Annotated in this window: 18 protein-coding genes; 9 read left to right on the forward strand and 9 right to left on the reverse strand. The window is 58.0% G+C overall.

The features are described from left to right. The first annotated feature begins 61 nt into the window (after positions 1–61). The 4 genes from ACZZ0B_RS29670 to ACZZ0B_RS29685 all read left to right on the forward strand — a co-directional run bounded on the left by ACZZ0B_RS29670 (position 62) and on the right by ACZZ0B_RS29685 (position 3,400). Complete coding sequence (locus tag ACZZ0B_RS29670) at positions 62–655, forward strand: aminodeoxychorismate/anthranilate synthase component II (protein ID WP_158832541.1); 594 nt, start codon at positions 62–64, stop codon at positions 653–655. A 9-nt stretch (positions 656–664) separates the two neighbouring features. Further along, on the forward strand, positions 665–1,714 hold the full coding sequence (trpD, locus tag ACZZ0B_RS29675) for an anthranilate phosphoribosyltransferase (protein WP_463546893.1): 1,050 nt from the start codon (positions 665–667) through the stop codon (positions 1,712–1,714). Further along, positions 1,711–2,547, forward strand: a complete 837-nt coding sequence (trpC, locus tag ACZZ0B_RS29680; protein WP_440095807.1) for an indole-3-glycerol phosphate synthase TrpC — start codon at positions 1,711–1,713, stop codon at positions 2,545–2,547. Before trpD ends, trpC begins: the two co-directional genes overlap by 4 nt. A gap of 151 nt (positions 2,548–2,698) precedes the next feature. Then, positions 2,699–3,400: a lipoate--protein ligase family protein gene (locus tag ACZZ0B_RS29685; protein ID WP_463546894.1), complete on the forward strand. Its 702-nt coding sequence runs from the start codon at positions 2,699–2,701 to the stop codon at positions 3,398–3,400. 9 nt (positions 3,401–3,409) lie between these two features. Here ACZZ0B_RS29685 and crp read toward each other — a convergent pair whose 3' ends face one another. Continuing rightward, positions 3,410–4,054 (reverse strand): cAMP-activated global transcriptional regulator CRP, encoded by a 645-nt coding sequence (crp, locus tag ACZZ0B_RS29690; RefSeq protein WP_008088598.1) that lies wholly within the window; start codon positions 4,052–4,054, stop codon positions 3,410–3,412. Between the two features lie 236 nt (positions 4,055–4,290). Between crp and ACZZ0B_RS29695 the strand changes: the two genes are divergently transcribed. Further along, complete coding sequence (locus tag ACZZ0B_RS29695; protein WP_003228794.1) at positions 4,291–4,713, forward strand: OsmC family protein; 423 nt, start codon at positions 4,291–4,293, stop codon at positions 4,711–4,713. Positions 4,714–4,950: 237 nt separating this feature from the next. Next, complete coding sequence (speD, locus tag ACZZ0B_RS29700; protein WP_158832549.1) at positions 4,951–5,745, forward strand: adenosylmethionine decarboxylase; 795 nt, start codon at positions 4,951–4,953, stop codon at positions 5,743–5,745. Between the two features lie 119 nt (positions 5,746–5,864). Here the strand turns inward: speD and coq7 are convergent, their stop codons facing one another. From coq7 to hemJ, 6 genes are all read right to left on the reverse strand, one after another. Further along, the gene (coq7, locus tag ACZZ0B_RS29705; RefSeq protein ID WP_008077993.1) at positions 5,865–6,512 is read right to left on the reverse strand and encodes a 2-polyprenyl-3-methyl-6-methoxy-1,4-benzoquinone monooxygenase; all 648 of its coding nucleotides are present in this window, start codon (positions 6,510–6,512) and stop codon (positions 5,865–5,867) included. Between the two features lie 209 nt (positions 6,513–6,721). After that, positions 6,722–7,060: a histidine triad nucleotide-binding protein gene (locus ACZZ0B_RS29710; RefSeq protein WP_003228789.1), complete on the reverse strand. Its 339-nt coding sequence runs from the start codon at positions 7,058–7,060 to the stop codon at positions 6,722–6,724. 57 nt (positions 7,061–7,117) lie between these two features. After that, positions 7,118–7,906 carry an SDR family NAD(P)-dependent oxidoreductase gene (locus ACZZ0B_RS29715; protein ID WP_034155108.1) on the reverse strand — a complete coding sequence of 263 codons (789 nt, stop codon included), beginning with the start codon at positions 7,904–7,906 and terminating at the stop codon, positions 7,118–7,120. 61 nt (positions 7,907–7,967) lie between these two features. Further along, entirely contained in the window at positions 7,968–8,918 is a 951-nt protein-coding gene (locus ACZZ0B_RS29720) for a DUF805 domain-containing protein (RefSeq protein ID WP_463546895.1), read from the reverse strand. Positions 8,919–8,996: 78 nt separating this feature from the next. Then, entirely contained in the window at positions 8,997–9,965 is a 969-nt protein-coding gene (locus tag ACZZ0B_RS29725; RefSeq protein WP_463546896.1) for an NAD(P)H-dependent flavin oxidoreductase, read from the reverse strand. A gap of 33 nt (positions 9,966–9,998) precedes the next feature. Further along, on the reverse strand, positions 9,999–10,427 hold the full coding sequence (hemJ, locus tag ACZZ0B_RS29730; protein ID WP_463546897.1) for a protoporphyrinogen oxidase HemJ: 429 nt from the start codon (positions 10,425–10,427) through the stop codon (positions 9,999–10,001). A gap of 134 nt (positions 10,428–10,561) precedes the next feature. Between hemJ and argC the strand changes: the two genes are divergently transcribed. Both argC and erpA read left to right on the forward strand, forming a co-directional pair. Beyond that, positions 10,562–11,596: an N-acetyl-gamma-glutamyl-phosphate reductase gene (gene argC / locus ACZZ0B_RS29735; RefSeq protein ID WP_034155112.1), complete on the forward strand. Its 1,035-nt coding sequence runs from the start codon at positions 10,562–10,564 to the stop codon at positions 11,594–11,596. Positions 11,597–11,764: 168 nt separating this feature from the next. Continuing rightward, positions 11,765–12,115: an iron-sulfur cluster insertion protein ErpA gene (erpA, locus tag ACZZ0B_RS29740; protein WP_008077999.1), complete on the forward strand. Its 351-nt coding sequence runs from the start codon at positions 11,765–11,767 to the stop codon at positions 12,113–12,115. A 73-nt stretch (positions 12,116–12,188) separates the two neighbouring features. On the opposite strand, the gene ACZZ0B_RS29745 is transcribed toward erpA, so the two are convergent. Both ACZZ0B_RS29745 and ACZZ0B_RS29750 read right to left on the reverse strand, forming a co-directional pair. Then, complete coding sequence (locus ACZZ0B_RS29745) at positions 12,189–13,280, reverse strand: anhydro-N-acetylmuramic acid kinase (protein ID WP_463546898.1); 1,092 nt, start codon at positions 13,278–13,280, stop codon at positions 12,189–12,191. Positions 13,281–13,283: 3 nt separating this feature from the next. After that, positions 13,284–14,708 carry a peptidoglycan DD-metalloendopeptidase family protein gene (locus tag ACZZ0B_RS29750; RefSeq protein WP_463546899.1) on the reverse strand — a complete coding sequence of 475 codons (1,425 nt, stop codon included), beginning with the start codon at positions 14,706–14,708 and terminating at the stop codon, positions 13,284–13,286. Between the two features lie 212 nt (positions 14,709–14,920). Here ACZZ0B_RS29750 and tyrS point away from each other — a divergent pair, with 212 nt between their 5' ends. Continuing rightward, positions 14,921–16,120 (forward strand): tyrosine--tRNA ligase, encoded by a 1,200-nt coding sequence (gene tyrS, locus ACZZ0B_RS29755; RefSeq protein WP_129395737.1) that lies wholly within the window; start codon positions 14,921–14,923, stop codon positions 16,118–16,120. The last annotated feature ends 33 nt before the right edge of the window (positions 16,121–16,153 follow it).

The following is a 16,153-nucleotide window of genomic DNA, read 5'->3' on the forward strand; positions in this document are numbered from 1 at the left end:
CCCTGCGGGCAAGTCATCTGAAGGCTGTCTCCAAGTCAGAATTCAAGAGGTTCGAAACGCCATGTTGCTGATGATCGACAACTACGACTCCTTTACTTACAACGTCGTGCAATACCTCGGCGAACTGGGTGCCGACGTCAAAGTCGTGCGCAACGACGAATTGACCGTCGCCGAGATCGAAGCACTCAAGCCCGAGCGCATCGTCGTATCGCCAGGCCCGTGCACGCCGACCGAAGCCGGTATCTCCATCGAAGCGATCAAACACTTCGCCGGCAAACTGCCGATTCTGGGTGTCTGCCTCGGCCACCAATCCATCGGCCAGGCCTTTGGCGGTGATGTGGTGCGCGCGCGCCAAGTCATGCACGGTAAGACTAGCCCGGTATTCCACGAGGACAAGGGCGTTTTCCAAGGTCTGAATCATCCGTTGACTGTTACCCGCTACCACTCGCTGATCGTCAAGCACGATACGTTGCCCGACTGCCTCGAGCTCACCGCGTGGACGCAACACGACGACGGTTCGGTCGACGAAATCATGGGCCTGCGTCACAAGACCCTGAACATTGAGGGCGTACAGTTCCACCCCGAGTCGATCCTCACCGAGCAGGGTCATGAACTGTTTGCCAACTTCCTCAAACAAACCGGCGGCACGCGCTAAGGACTTCCCATGAATATCAAGACAGCCCTGAGCCGTATCGTCGAGCACCTCGATCTCAGCACCGAAGAAATGCGCGATGTGATGCGCGAAATCATGACCGGCCAATGCACCGAGGCGCAGGTCGGCGCGTTCATGATGGCCATGCGCATGAAGAGCGAGAGCATCGACGAGATCGTCGGCGCCGTGTCAGTGATGCGTGAGCTGGCCGATCAGGTCGAACTGAAAACCCTCGACGGCGTGGTCGATGTGGTCGGCACCGGCGGTGACGGTGCGAACATCTTCAACGTGTCGACGGCTTCTTCCTTTGTTGTCGCTGCTGCCGGTTGCACCGTGGCCAAACACGGCAACCGCGCGGTCTCGGGTAAAAGCGGCAGCGCCGATTTGCTGGAGGCCGCTGGTATTTATCTGAACCTGACGCCGGTACAGGTTGCGCGTTGCATCGACAACGTCGGCATCGGTTTCATGTTCGCCCAGACTCACCACAAAGCCATGAAGTACGCCGCCGGCCCGCGCCGCGATCTCGCTCTGCGTACGCTGTTCAACATGCTCGGCCCGCTTACGAATCCGGCCGGTGTGAAACATCAGGTGGTGGGCGTGTTCACCCAGGCACTGTGCCGGCCATTGGCCGAAGTGTTGCAACGTCTGGGCAGCAAGCACGTGCTGGTGGTGCATTCGAAGGACGGTCTGGACGAGTTCAGTCTCGCCGCGCCGACTTTTGTTGCCGAGCTGAAGAACAACGAAATCACTGAATATTGGGTCGAGCCGGAAGACCTCGGCATGAAGAGCCAGAGCCTGCACGGTCTGTCGGTCGACGGCCCGGAAGCGTCGCTGGCGCTGATCCGCGATGCCCTCGGCAAGCGCAAGACCGAGAACGGCCAGAAAGCCGCCGAAATGATTGTGCTCAACGCCGGTGCTGCGCTGTACGCCGCCGACGTGGCGAGCAGTTTGAAACAAGGCGTGGAGCTTGCGCACGACGCCCTGCACACCGGCCTCGCTCGGGAGAAACTCGAGGAGCTGGGTGCCTTTACCGCGGTATTCAGAGTGGAGAATGAGGGATGAGTGTACCGACGGTTCTGGAAAACATTCTGGCCCGCAAGGTTCAGGAAGTCGCCGAGCGTAGCGCCCGCGTCAGCCTGAGCGAGCTGGAAAGTCTGGCCAAGGCGGCCGATGCACCCCGTGGTTTTGCCCAGGCATTGCTGGCGCAGGCAAAGAAGAAGCAGCCGGCGGTGATCGCTGAAATCAAAAAGGCTTCGCCAAGCAAAGGCGTGATCCGCGAGGACTTCGTTCCGGCGGATATCGCCAAAAGCTACGAGAAGGGCGGGGCAACCTGTCTGTCCGTGCTGACCGATATCGATTATTTCCAGGGCGCCGATGCTTACCTGCAACAGGCGCGCGCCGCCTGCAAGTTGCCGGTGATCCGCAAGGACTTCATGATCGATCCGTACCAGATCGTTGAAGCCCGCGCCTTGGGCGCCGACTGTGTGCTGCTGATCGTCTCCGCGCTGGACGACGTGAAAATGGCTGAGCTGGCTGCGGTGGCCAAAAGTGTTGGCCTCGACGTGCTGGTGGAAGTTCACGACGGTGATGAACTGGAGCGCGCGTTGAAAACCCTCGATACGCCGCTGGTCGGCGTCAACAACCGCAACCTGCATACGTTTGATGTCAGCCTGGAAACCACCCTCGATCTGCTGCCGCGTATTCCGCGTGATCGTCTGGTGATTACCGAGAGCGGTATCCTCAACCGTGCCGATGTCGAGCTGATGGAAATCAGCGACGTGTATTCGTTCCTGGTCGGTGAAGCATTCATGCGCGCGGAAAATCCGGGCACTGAACTGCAGCGCCTGTTCTTCCCGGAGCGTGGCGTGCCGATCAGCGGTTCAACCCTCGACTGATATTTTTTCAGACCGAGTCGACGCCATCGTCGGAACGCCGCCCGGAGCAGGCTCACTCCTACAGTTGGAATGCGTTCCCCTTGTAGGAGTGAGCCTGCTCGCGAAGGGGCCATCGAAACCGCTGAAGATACTTATGTTGCCGGAGCCTGTTATGTCGCTGCCAACCCCGCTGACCATCGAAGCCGGCCTCCAGGCCGAGCAAGACTTGCTGGCCTCGGTCTGCGCCGGCGACTCCGAATTCGGCCTTCTCTTCTGGCAACCCAGCGATCGCGCACTGGTCATGCCACGCCGCCTCAATCGCCTCCCGGCTTTCGAACACGCCTGCGAAGTCTCCGCCGCTGCCGGCTGGCCAGTCCTGCTGCGTGAAACCGGCGGCGAACCCGTCCCGCAATCCGCCGCCACCATCAACATCGCGTTGGTCTACGCACCACTGCGCAGCGAAGGCGACCTGAACCGCATCGAAACCGGCTACCACCGCCTCTGCGATCCGATCTGTCAGTTGCTCGATGAATTGGGCGGCACGTCATCGTTGGGCGAAATCGACGGCGCATTCTGCGACGGCCGTTTCAACGTTAACCTCGACGGTCGCAAAATGGTCGGCACCGCTCAGCGCTGGCGCCAGAGTCAGGGCGGACAGCGGCCGGTCGGTCTGGTGCATGGGGCGATGCTGATGGATGACGAGCGCGAATCGATGGTTGCAGCGGTCAATCGCTTCAATGAAGCGTGCGGCCTGGAGCAACGGGTGAGGGCGCAAAGCCACATCGCCCTGCATGAGAAATTCAACGCGCCACAGGCCTTGGCGCGTCTTGATGAGCTGTTTCGTCTGATGCTGGCGCAGATGTACAGCGCCTGATATTCGGGCTTAGCGTGTACCGAAGACCACCATGGTCTTGCCTTTCACATCGACCAGGTTGCGTTCCTCAAGATCCTTGAGCACGCGACCGACCATCTCCCGCGAACAACCGACAATCCGCCCGATTTCCTGACGGGTCACCTTGATCTGCATGCCGTCCGGGTGGGTCATCGCGTCTGGCTGTTTGCACAACTCCAGCAGGCAACGCGCTACGCGACCGGTCACGTCAAAGAACGCCAGGTCGCCGACCTTGCGCGTGGTGTTGCGCAGGCGTTGTGCGATTTGTCCGCTGAGGACGTAAAGAATATCTGGATCCTGCTGCGATAATTCGCGGAACTTGGCGTAGCTGATTTCCGCTGTTTCGCATTCGACCTTGGCCCGCACCCAGGCACTGCGTTCCTGTTCCTGACCGGCTTGCTCGAACAGGCCCAACTCACCGAAGAAATCCCCGGCATTAAGGTAGGCGATGATCATTTCGCGGCCGTCGTCATCCTCGATCAGGATCGTCACCGAACCCTTGATGATGAAATACAACGTATCGGAACGATCGCCGGCACAAATGATGTTGCTCTTGGCCGCATGGCGACGGCGCTGACAATGCATCAACAGCTTGTCGAGGTTCTTGATTTTGGGTGTGGGGGTAATAGCAACCATGGTTGTATCCCGAAAAGACTGCACGGTGATGTTTGATTTTTTTATGAGGCGCTGAAGGCGGTCGCTGCACGGCTGGCATGGGCGCCAGCGAATTGGCGCCAGCTTAACAGACACTTCGTCGCAAATTCGAGAAATTACCTACACAGTTGGGGCATTCGTCCTAGGAACGCTGCTCGCGGTCAGGGCAATCCCCTGTGCTAAGCTGGCGACCCTTTTTTTACAGTGGAGTCTGGGCGATGAAGGCACGCATCCAATGGGCTGGCGAAGCCATGTTCCTCGGCGAATCCGGCAGCGGTCATGTCGTGGTCATGGACGGTCCGCCGGACGCCGGTGGTCGCAATCTGGGTGTTCGCCCGATGGAAATGCTCCTGCTCGGTGTGGGCGGTTGCAGCAATTTCGACGTGGTCAGCATTCTGAAGAAATCGCGTCAGGCCGTTGAAAGCTGCGAAGCCTTCCTCGAAGCCGAGCGCGCGACCGAAGATCCGAAGGTATTCACCAAGATTCACATGCATTTCGTGGTCAAGGGCCGTGGCTTGAAAGAAGCCCAGGTCAAACGCGCGATCGAGTTGTCCGCCGAGAAGTATTGCTCGGCTTCGATCATGCTCGGCGCCGCTGGCGTGGCCATCACTCACGATTATGAAATCGTCGAACTCGGTTGAACCGACATTCAACTATCATAAAAGCAGTGCAGACTCTGGCGATCCCCCGCTGACGTCTGCATAATGCGCCACTTTTTTCAGGGCAGTGATCGGTCAGCCGACGGGTCATCCGCCTGAACAGATAACCAAAATCGCCATCGCGAAGAGGTGTTAACCGTCCTACGCAGGTGCGTTGTTCGCACTTGACGGGCATGCTTGATCACGCGGCTGCGCCGCATACATAGAGAGTTTTTAACGGTGAAAAGCAAACTCAAGCTCCACGGGTTCAATAACCTGACAAAGACCTTGAGCTTCAACATCTATGACATCTGCTACGCGGAAACCCCGCAAGACCAGCAGGCTTACGTCGAGTACATCAATCAAGAGTACAACGCGAAACGCCTGACGCAGATTCTCACAGAAGTTGTCGAGATCATTGGTGCCAACATCCTGAACATTGCCAGTCAGGACTATGAACCTCAGGGCGCCAGCGTCACGATTCTGATTTCTGAAGAGCCGGTAACCCCGACTGAAAGCCAGATTGAAGAATCGCCGGGCCCGTTGCCCGAAATTATCCTGGCCCACCTCGACAAGAGCCACATCACGGTGCACACCTACCCGGAAATCCATCCGGACGACGGTATTGCAACGTTCCGTGTGGACATCGACGTGTCGACTTGTGGTGTCATCTCACCGCTGAAAGCGCTCAATTTCCTCATTCACCAGTTCGATTCGGACATCGTGACTGTGGATTATCGTGTGCGCGGCTTCACCCGTGACGTTGAAGGCAACAAGCACTTCATCGACCACGAGATCAATTCGATCCAGAACTACCTCTCCGAAGACACTCGCGACGCTTACCAGATGACCGACGTGAACGTGTACCAGGAGAACTTGTTCCACACCAAAATGCTGCTGAAGAACTTCGAACTGGATAACTACCTGTTCGGCGACGCCACCAGCAGCCTGTCCTCCGAGCAGCGTGCTCAAGTGACCGACCGGGTGAAACACGAAATGCTCGAAATCTTCTACGCGCGCAACATGCCGACCTAAGATTCACGCACACAAAAAAAGGCGACTGTCTCAGGACAGTCGCCTTTTTTATTGTTGAAACAAAGACCCCTGTGGGAGCTGGCTTGCCAGCGATGGGGCCCTGTCCGGCAATACACTTCTCAAATCCGATAAGTACTCTTGGTCATCACCTTAGCCAGAATACTCATCCCAAATTTCACCGGCGCCGGAAAACGGAAACCGCCAGCCTCCAATGCACTCTCCGCATGATGCTCTTCATCAATGCGCATCTGCTCCAGAATCGCTCGGGACTTCTCATCCTCTGCGGGCAATTGCTCCAGGTGTTCATTCAGATGCTTGCACACCTGATGCTCGGTCGCCGCAACAAAACCCAGGCTGACCTTGTCGCTGATCAACCCGGCCACCGCGCCAATCCCGAAGGACATGCCATAAAACAGTGGGTTGAGCACGCTGGTATGGCTGCCCAACTGGTGAATGCGCTGTTCGCACCAGACCAGATGATCAATCTCTTCTTCGGCGGCGTGCTCCATGGCTTCGCGCACTTGCGGCAGCTTGGCGGTCAGCGCCTGCCCCTGATATAGCGCCTGGGCGCAGACTTCACCGGTGTGGTTGATGCGCATCAGGCCGGCGACGTGGCGGGTGTCTTCATCGCTCATTTGCGTATCCGGCTGCAGAATGGCTGGCGACGGACGGTACGGCTGGCCACTGAAGGGCAGCAGGGTACGCATCGCGGCATCGGCTTGCAGCAGAAGACGGTCAATCGGCGAGTAGTGACGTTGGGTAGTCATGCTGACCTCCGGGAAGAATCTCGGCCACCAGTTTAACCGAATCGGCCGGGGAAGGTTTGCGCTGGGTCATGCCGCGCTAGTTCTGCGTTATGTAGGAGCTGCCGAAGGCTGCGATCTTTTGATTTTTTTTCATACGTCAAAGATCAAAAGATCGCAGCCTTCGGCAGCTCCTACACAAGAGTACATAAACACACAGGTCGCGGTGTGAATCAGCCCGGTGGCCAGTTCATCTGGCGCTGGCCAAGTACATGCATATGAATGTGGTAAACCGTCTGCCCACCTTTTTCATTGCAGTTCATCACCACGCGGAAACCTTCCTCGCAACCCAGCTCCAGCGCCAGACGCTGCGCAGTGAACAGAATGTGCCCGGCCAGTGCCTTGTCGTCTTCGGTCAGGTCATTGAGGGTGCGCACCGGTTTCTTCGGGATCACCAGGAAATGCACCGGTGCCTGAGGGGCGATGTCGTGGAACGCCAGAACCTGGTCGTCTTCGTAAATGATCTTGGCCGGGATTTCCCGGTTGATGATCTTGGTGAACAGAGTATCCACTGCTGTTTTCTCCGTTGTTTGAGCTGAATCGAGTGTACCGCGTTGAATCCGGATTCTTTAGCGCGGGCAATAGGCTTTATTGACCATGCCGACAATGGTGCGATTAAGCCAGCGCGAACCGAGTCGCGGCAAAAAGGCAAACCAGCGGTTGCGGCGCCCCGGGATGATGATTGCTCGGTTCTTATCGAGCGCGCGCACGGTGTACAGCGCGACTTCCTCGGGGCTCATCAGTAATTTGCTGTCTTTGAGTTTGTCGCTGTTCAGTTGCGCCGTGCGGAAAAATGCCGTGCGCGTCGGGCCAGGGCAGAGCACCGAAACCTTCACGGCACTTTGTTTGAGCTCAACCCGCAAGGCTTCGGAGAAGTGCAGAACATAGGCCTTGCTGGCGTAGTAAGTGCTCATCCACGGGCCGGGATTGAATGCGGCCACCGACGCAACGTTGAGAATCTGCCCGCCACCCTGCAGCGCCATGCTGTTGCCGATCGCGTGGCACAGGCGGGTGAGGGCGAGGATGTTCACTTCGATCAGGTCTTGCTCGGTCATCCAGTCCTGCGCGAGAAACGGGCCGCAGGTGCCGATACCCGCGCAGTTCACCAGCAGGTCAATCTGCCGGTCGCCTTCTTCCAGCTCCAGCAAAAAGCCGGACAAGCGCAGCGGCTCGCCCAGATCGCAGGCGCGAAACAGTACTTCGACGCCGAAGCGTTGGGTCAACTCGATCGCAATACTTTCCAGCTGATCACGCTGTCGAGCCACCAGAATCAGACTGCGGCCGCGCCGGGCCAGCGCTTCGGCCATGGCCAGGCCAATGCCGCTGGAAGCGCCAGTGATCAGAGCGTAACGGGTCATGCAATTCTCCATCGCAACAGCTCCGCGCCGACGACGCGGGTGTCACGGCGGGGAGCGCTGTTCATTCTTTCGCAGAGTCTACAGGGGCCTGCGCCGCTTCGGCTGCCTCGTCGGCGGAATTTGCTGCCGGCTCGACTTCGACGTCGATTTCATCGGTGGTCACCGAGCCGCTTTCGTAGCTGCTTTCCAGATTGCTTTCATATTCCTGCTGGACGGCGGAGAAGCCGCCGAGGATGCCACCAGCAAAGATCAACGCGATGAACACGACCCACAACGAGCAGAGCACCTTGACCGCCGTGCTGTTGGGCGGAGGCGGCGGGCCATATTGATTGGCGCCGGTATTGCCCGGCACCACCATGATCACGAAAGGGAAGAAGCTGCCCACGAACGGGACAATGTTCAGCAGCCAGAGCCAGCCCGACCAGCCGATATCGTGCAAGCGCTGAACGCTGAACAGGATGCTGACAATGAAGAAGCCGAGGAACAGGAAGAAGGCAAGGATGCCGCCAATGATCAGGCCCGTGGTCGACTCACCGCTGACCAGCCCCAGAGCGATCAGGGCGAAGATGCCGACAATCGGCAATGTCACCAGGCTGAGCACCATTGTCCACGCCAGAAAACGCAATCGGCCGATGCGGCCTTCGACACTGAACGGCTTGAGTACGGCGAATGCCGGCAGGCTTTCGCCGACATTGGCCCGCGGCGGCGCGTAAGGAGATTGCGGCTCAGTGGTGGCAGGGCTGTGCTCGTGGACGTCCGCCAGGTTGAGCTCGATGGTGGTTTCGGGTTCAAGCCGGGCGTCGATGCCGGTTTTGCTCAGCGCCTGCAGGTAAGCCTGCGCATCACTGTGGGTCAGGTCGCGTTTGAGTGCGACGGCGCGACCACTGAACAGCCGCTCAATGGCGGTGACATCGCTTTTGAACAGGTCGGCCAAATTGAGTTTGGCGGTGGTGATATCGACACCGGGCTGCAGAGCACCGTTGAAAACGATCTTGTAACGGGGTTCGCTCATGGCCGAGGCATCCTTGTCGCGAGTAAATTGAAAGGTCGTCAGTGTAAGGCCAGTCCACAAACGACTGGCCTGATTTTTTCAGCGTGGCCAGCGTTTTGGCAACTGCGCAGCGCGCTCCTGGGCTTGGCGATACTCGGCGTCGAGGCGCGCAATCAGTTGATCCACGCTCGGCAAGTCATCAATCTGCCCGACGCCCTGACCGGCCGACCACACGGTCTTCCAGGCTTTGGCTTCGTCACTGATGGGTTTGAGCTTGTCGCCGAAGTTCACTTCGCCCTTGCCTTGCAGTGCAGCCATGTCGAAACCCGCCGCTTCCAGGCTCTGGCGCATGAAACTGGCCGGAACGCCCGACACCGCTGGAGTATGAATGATGTCCGCAGCCTTGGCTGTCAGCAGCATGTCCTTGTAGGCGTCAGGCGCATGACTTTCAGTGGTGCCGATAAATCGCGTACCTAAGTAGGCCAAATCCGCACCGAGCAGCTGTGCGGCGAGAATCTCATGGCCATGGTTCAAACATCCTGCAAGCAACAGCGTCTTGTCGAAGAACTCACGGATCTCGGCAATCAGCGCAAACGGGCTCCAGGTACCGGCATGGCCCCCGGCGCCGGCGGCGACTGCGATCAAACCATCGACCCCAGCCTCGGCCGCTTTCTCGGCGTGTCGGCGCGTGGTCACGTCATGGAAGACCAGTCCACCATAGCTGTGCACCGCATCGACCAACTCCTTCACCGCGCCGAGGCTGGTGATGACGATCGGTACTTTGTGTTCGACGCAGATGTTCAGGTCCGCCTGCAGGCGCGGGTTGCTGTTGTGCACGATCAGGTTCACCGCGTAGGGCGCCGGGTTGTCCAGTGTCGCAAGGCCCGCTTCGATCTGTTCCAGCCAGGCCTTGAAGCCACTGCTTTCGCGCTGGTTCAAGGCCGGAAAACTGCCGACCACGCCATTGCGGCAGCAGGCGAGCACCAACTCAGGGTTGGAAATCAGAAACATCGGCGCCGCCACTACGGGCAGACGCAGACGTTGTTCGAGCAAAGCGGGCAGCGACATGATGAATACCCCAAAGATCTGTTCTTGTTGAAGTTAGAACGGCTTGACCACGACCAGAATTACGATAGCCAGCAATATCAGAACCGGCACTTCATTGAACCAGCGATAAAAGACATGGCTGCGGGTGTTTTCGCCACGGGCAAAACGTTTTACCTGCGCGCCGCACATGTGGTGGTAGCCGATCAGCAGTACGACCAGAGTCAGTTTGGCGTGCATCCAGCCGCCCATGCTGAAGATGCTCGGGTTGAGATAGATCAGCCAGCCGCCGAAGATCAGCGTGGCGATCATCGCCGGGCCCATGATGCCGCGATACAGCTTGCGCTCCATGACACTGAAGCGTTCTTTGCTGATCGTGTCTTCGCTCTGCGCGTGATAAACGAACAGTCGCGGCAGGTAAAACAGCCCGGCAAACCAGCAAACGATGCTGACGATGTGAAAAGCTTTGATCCATAGATAGAGCATTTTTAGTTATTCCAGGTTCACGGTAAGCCCGGATAGTAGAGGCTTGAGCGTCCGCACGTCACCTTGACGGTTGTCGCAGGGCCGCGCGGCCCCTATTATCGACGGCTTTCCAGTGGGTTCTTTGAGGGCAGGTTATGGTCAAGGTCGGTATCGTCGGCGGCACGGGTTACACCGGTGTCGAACTGCTGCGTCTGTTGGCGCAGCATCCGCAGGCAGAAGTGGTTGTGATCACTTCCCGATCCGAGGCCGGTCTGGCCGTGGCTGACATGTACCCGAACCTGCGCGGTCACTACGACGGCCTGGCCTTCAGCGTGCCGGACATCAAGACCCTGGGCGCTTGCGATGTGGTGTTCTTCGCCACGCCGCACGGTGTTGCTCACGCCTTGGCCGGCGAGCTGTTGGCTGCGGGGACCAAGGTGATTGACCTGTCGGCGGACTTCCGTCTGCAAGACGCGGAAGAATGGGCCAAGTGGTACGGCCAGCCGCACGGCGCGCCAGAATTGCTGGATGAAGCGGTGTACGGTCTGCCGGAAGTCAATCGCGAGCAGATCAAAAAAGCTCGCCTGATCGCCGTGCCGGGTTGCTATCCGACCGCGACGCAGCTGGGTTTCCTGCCGCTGCTGGAAGCGGGTCTGGCCGATACTTCGCGTCTGATCGCTGACTGCAAATCTGGCGTCAGCGGTGCCGGTCGTGGCGCGGCGGTAGGTTCGCTGTATTCCGAAACGTCGGAAAGCATGAAGGCCTACGCAGTGAAAGGTCACCGTCACCTGCCGGAAATTCGCCAGGGCCTGCGTCGTGCCGCGGGCAAGGATGTGGGGCTGACCTTCGTTCCGCACCTGACGCCGATGATTCGTGGCATTCACTCCACGCTCTACGCGACCGTGGTTGATCGTTCGGTGGATCTGCAGGCGCTGTTCGAAAAGCGTTATGCCAATGAGCCATTCGTTGATGTGATGCCCGCCGGTAGCCATCCGGAAACCCGTAGCGTGCGTGGCGCGAACGTTTGCCGCATCGCCGTGCACCGTCCACAGGATGGCGATCTGGTGGTGGTGTTGTCGGTGATCGACAACCTGGTCAAAGGCGCGTCGGGCCAGGCAGTACAGAACATGAATATTCTGTTCGGGCTGGACGAACGTTTCGGCTTGTCTCACGCCGGAATGCTGCCGTAACACTTTAAGTCGCACAGCGAAAAGGCCCGTCTAACGGGCCTTTTTGCATTCCGGACAGCTCGTCGGCTTTATTGATATACCGTAACAATAGTTGACCGATTTTCTAGGAGAAGCGGATAATGCGCGTCATCACTCATTATGGCGGCGTAACGCCGGGAGATAGTCAGCATGAGCGTCGAATCCTTCACCCCCACGGCTTTGCAATTCACCCACGGTGCCGCGCACAAGGTGAAGAGCCTGGTCGATGAAGAGGGGAATGATCGCTTGAAGCTGCGCGTATTTGTTACGGGCGGCGGTTGTTCAGGGTTTCAATACGGTTTCACCTTCGATGAAGACGTGGCCGAGGACGACACTATCGTCGAGCGCGAAGGCGTGAGTCTGGTAGTTGATCCGATGAGCTTCCAGTACCTGGCAGGTGCTGAAGTGGATTACCAGGAAGGTCTGGAAGGGTCGCGTTTCGTGATCAAGAACCCGAATGCCACCACGACCTGTGGTTGCGGGTCTTCGTTCTCGATCTGACGCTTCTTCGTTTCAGATAACAAAACGCCGCAGAGCCTTACGGTTCTGCGGCGTTTTGCTGTGTGCGATTTGATCAGGCCGGGTAGATGGCGCCCAGGACACGAAGACCGCGTGCGCCGGTGACGCTTGGGCGGTTGGCGGCGATGCCTTCGAGGCAGCAATGGGCCAGCCAGGCGAATGCCATGGCTTCGACCCAGTCCGGATCGACGCCATGGGTCGCGGTGCTGGCTACCGTTGTCTCGGGAAGCAGGTCGGCCAGCCGTTTCATCAGTGCGCTGTTGTGCGCGCCACCACCGCAGACCAATAGTTCTTGGGTATCGGATTGAGCGCTTTGCAGCGACTCGACGATGGTCAGCGCAGTCAGCTCAAGCAGTGTGGCCTGCACGTTTTCCGCCGCGAAGGCTGGTAGTCGTGACAGGTGTTGTTCCAGCCACGGCAGGTTGAACACTTCGCGGCCGGTACTCTTCGGGCCTTTAGTAATGAAGAACGGATCGCTGAGCAGTGCTTCCAGCAATGTCGACTCAACAGAGCCTGATTTTGCCCAGTCGCCATTGCGGTCGTAGTTTTCGCCCCGTTGCTGCTGAATCCAGGCGTCCATCAGAACATTCCCAGGGCCGCAGTCGAAACCGGCTACAGGCTTGGTCGGCTCAATCAGACTCAGATTGCTGAAACCGCCGACATTCAAGACTGCCTGGTTACCGGTACGCTCTTCGAACAAAGCTTCATGGAAGGCTGGAACCAGCGGCGCACCTTGGCCGCCGGCAGCGACATCACGGCTGCGGAAATCGCTGACTACAGTAATGCCGGTCAACTCAGTCAGCAGGGCAGGGTTGCCGATCTGCACGGTAAAACCGCGTGCCGGTTCGTGGCGAATGGTCTGGCCATGGCTGCCGATCGCACGAATGGCTGCAGGTTTGAGCTGCTGCTGATCGAGGAGGGTATGAATGCCTTGCGCGGCGAGCTTCACCCAGTGTTGCTGGGCAATCGCCGAGCGGGCTATTTCGTCGGGGCCGCTGGCGCACAAGCCAAGCAGCTCGCCGCGCAGGGACGCAGGCATGGGAATGTAGTGCGTGGCGATCAGCTTGATCGCCGAAGTCTGTTCGATCAGGGCAATGTCCAGACCGTCGAGGCTGGTTCCGGACATCACACCGATATAAAGGGCCATGGCTTAACGCTTGCTCGATGCCAGCATGGTGGCCTTCTCTTGATCCATGCGCGCCATCAGCGGTTGGCTCTGCGCTAGGAAGCGAGCACGTTCGGCTTTGGCGATCGGGTCAGCCATTGGCAGCTTCTGGCCCAGCGGATCGACGTGGACGCCGTTGACCTGGAACTCATAGTGCAAATGCGGGCCGGTGGACAGGCCGGTGGTGCCGATATAGCCGATCACCTGGCCCTGCTTGACGTTACCGCCGGTTTTCACGCCCTTAGCGAAGCCTTGCATGTGGCCGTAAAGGGTACGGTAAGTGTTGCCGTGCTGGATGATTACGGTGTTGCCGTAACCGCCGCGGCGGCCGGCCAGCAGTACTTTACCGTCACCGGCAGCCTTGATAGGCGTGCCGCGTGGTGCTGCGTAGTCGACGCCTTTGTGGGCGCGGATCTTGTTGAGGATCGGGTGTTTGCGGCCCATGGAGAACTTCGAGCTGATACGGGCGAAGTCCACCGGCGTACGGATGAACGCCTTGCGCATGCTGTTGCCATCAGCGGTGTAGTAGCTGCTGTTGCCTTGTTTGTTGGTGTAACGCACGGCGGTGTAAGTCTTGCCGCGGTTGGTGAAGCGTGCAGACAGGATCGGGCCAGTGCCGACGGCTTTGCCGTTGACCACTTTCTGCTCGTAGATCACGTCGAATTCATCGCCTTGGCGGATGTCTTGAGCGAAGTCGACGTCGTAGCCAAATACGCTGGCCATGTCCATGGTCATGCTGTGGGAGAGGCCTGCGCGGGCGGCGGACTGAGACAGCGAGCTGTTGATCACGCCATGTACGTAAGCGGTGCGTACGGTTGGTTTTGCGGTAACCCGGTTAAATGCATAACCCTTGGTATTCTTGGTCAGGGTAATGGTTTCGACGTCGCTGACTTTGCTGTGCAGGCTGGTCAACTGGCCTTCCGGGTTCAATTCGAATTCGAGTTTCTGGCCGTGTTTGAGTTGGCTGAACTGTTTGGCTTGTTTATCGCTGGCCAGTACTTCATGCACGGAGGCGGCGGGCAGGCCGACTTTTTCGAATAGCGTGGACAGTGTATCGCCCTTGGCGACGACAACTTCGCGATGGCCGGGCGCTTTTGCTTTTTCTGCAGCAGGCGCTGGTACAGGTGCGGTTTCAGCGGTTTGCGGGGTGTTTTCGTCGCTGTTTTCGATCTGCGCAAATGGTGAAGCGACCGGCTCATTTGTGGCTTGAGCCGCGTCAGCAGCGTCTTGATCTTGTGTCAGTTGTTCAGCAGGACTTTCCAGTTCAAGGCTCAGGGTCGTCTTTTTGGCTTCAACATCACTGGAAGGGAATACCAGGAGTGCCAGGCTGAGAAGGGCGGCGATCCCACTTGCGGCGAGCAGGTGGGTCTTCGGGTAAAGCGGAGGCGCTTTAGACGGTTCTGTGGTCATAGGTAATTTTGACTTTGAAAAATGATGAATTGGAAAAGATGAATGACATGATGAAGATGAAATAACTGTATAAAATATAACCAAATCATCTCTGAAGCAAGTCTACAGACAGCGCGTTTGTGGATTGGTGTCCGTGCGCCGGGCAAAACTTGTAATTGGTGCACGATCTTGTATGGTTGGTTCCCTTTGAATCTGAGCCTTGCGGGTCTGTTATGAAGTCGGTTGAAGAGCAGCTAGCGCTGATAAAACGTGGTGCGGAAGAACTATTGGTCGAGTCCGAGCTGATCGAGAAGCTCAAGCGCGGCCAACCGCTGCGTATCAAGGCTGGTTTCGATCCGACCGCACCGGATCTGCACTTGGGTCACACCGTGCTTATTAATAAGCTGCGCCAGTTCCAGGAACTGGGGCATCAAGTGATCTTCCTTATAGGTGACTTCACCGGGATGATCGGTGATCCGAGCGGCAAGAGTGCCACGCGCCCTCCGCTGACTCGTGAGCAGGTTCTAGAGAACGCCGAGACTTACAAGACTCAGGTTTTCAAAATTCTTGATCCGGCGAAAACCGAAGTTGCGTTCAACTCTACCTGGATGGATCAGATGGGGCCGGCGGACTTCATTCGCCTGACTTCGCAATACACCGTCGCACGCATGCTTGAGCGCGATGACTTCGACAAGCGCTACACCACCAATCAGCCGATCGCTATTCACGAGTTCCTCTATCCACTGGTTCAGGGTTATGACTCGGTGGCTTTGCGTGCGGACGTTGAGCTGGGCGGCACCGATCAGAAGTTCAACTTGCTGATGGGGCGTGAGTTGCAGCGTGGTTATGGCCAGGAAGCGCAGTGCATTCTGACAATGCCGCTGCTTGAAGGTCTGGATGGCGTGAAGAAGATGTCCAAGTCTTTGGGCAACTACGTCGGTATTCAGGAAGCGCCGGGTGTCATGTACAGCAAGCTGGTTTCGATTCCGGATGCATTGATGTGGCGCTACTTCGAGCTGCTCAGCTTCCGTTCGATGGATGAGATCAATGCGTTACGTGCAGACGTAGAGGCGGGTGCCAATCCGCGTGACGTTAAAATCAAGCTGGCCGAAGAGATCGTTGCGCGCTTCCATGGTGAGGAGGCTGCGGCAAATGCTCATCGCGCTGCGGGCAATCGCATGAAAGATGGCGAGCTGCCGGATGATCTGCCAGAGATCGAGCTGGCTTCTGCTGAAGACATGCCGATTGCAGCCGTCCTTAATAAGGCGGGTCTGGTGAAGAACTCGGCAGCGGCGCGTGATCTGCTGGCTTCCGGTGGTGTGCGTGTTGATGGTGAGGTGGTTGATCGTTCCTTTATATACGTACTGGGCGCTACCCACGTTTGCCAGGCCGGCAAGAAGGCGTTTGCACGTATTACGCTGAAATCCGAGTAAATCTGAAAATAGGGGTTGACGGCGAATTTTAGA

The organism is Pseudomonas sp. AC247, from assembly GCF_979258015.1.